This window comes from Bacillus sanguinis (genome assembly GCF_018332475.1).
In the GTDB taxonomy this organism is placed as follows: domain Bacteria; phylum Bacillota; class Bacilli; order Bacillales; family Bacillaceae_G; genus Bacillus_A; species Bacillus_A sanguinis.
Window position 1 is genome coordinate 1 of sequence record NZ_BOQB01000211.1, and the last position, 621, is coordinate 621.

The following is a 621-nucleotide window of genomic DNA, read 5'->3' on the forward strand; positions in this document are numbered from 1 at the left end:
TAAAAGTTAAATAAGTTAAAATGATTCTTGTCTTAAATGAATACAGTCTGGTAATGATGGCAGAGAGGTCACACCCGTTCCCATACCGAACACGGAAGTTAAGCTCTCTAGCGCCGATGGTAGTTGGGACCTTGTCCCTGTGAGAGTAGGACGTTGCCAGGCAAAATGGAGGATTAGCTCAGCTGGGAGAGCACCTGCCTTACAAGCAGGGGGTCGGCGGTTCGATCCCGTCATCCTCCACCATATATGTCGGAGGGGTAGCGAAGTGGCTAAACGCGGCGGACTGTAAATCCGCTCCTTCGGGTTCGGCAGTTCGAATCTGCCCCCCTCCACCATTCTTAATTAATGGGCTATAGCCAAGCGGTAAGGCAACGGACTTTGACTCCGTCATGCGCTGGTTCGAATCCAGCTAGCCCAGCCATTAAGAGCCATTAGCTCAGTTGGTAGAGCATCTGACTTTTAATCAGAGGGTCGAAGGTTCGAATCCTTCATGGCTCACCATTTTAACAAAATATGCGGGTGTGGCGGAATTGGCAGACGCACTAGACTTAGGATCTAGCGCCTTTGGCGTGGGGGTTCGACTCCCTTCACCCGCACTTTTAATAAAATAACTCATACATG

Annotated in this window: 5 tRNA genes and 1 rRNA gene; all 6 read left to right on the forward strand. The window is 49.9% G+C overall.

Annotation, left to right across the window (positions count from 1 at the left end):
• The first annotated feature begins 46 nt into the window (after positions 1-46).
• The 6 genes from rrf (at position 47) to KI369_RS21065 (ending at position 596) form a co-directional block, all read left to right on the forward strand.
• A 5S ribosomal RNA gene (rrf, locus tag KI369_RS21040) occupies positions 47-162 on the forward strand.
• Positions 163-167: 5 nt separating this feature from the next.
• A tRNA-Val gene (locus tag KI369_RS21045) sits at positions 168-243 on the forward strand.
• 8 nt (positions 244-251) lie between these two features.
• Positions 252-335, forward strand: a tRNA-Tyr gene (locus KI369_RS21050).
• 11 nt (positions 336-346) lie between these two features.
• Positions 347-421, forward strand: a tRNA-Gln gene (locus KI369_RS21055).
• A gap of 4 nt (positions 422-425) precedes the next feature.
• Positions 426-501 (forward strand) — tRNA-Lys (locus KI369_RS21060).
• Between the two features lie 14 nt (positions 502-515).
• A tRNA-Leu gene (locus KI369_RS21065) sits at positions 516-596 on the forward strand.
• Positions 597-621 lie beyond the last annotated feature (25 nt).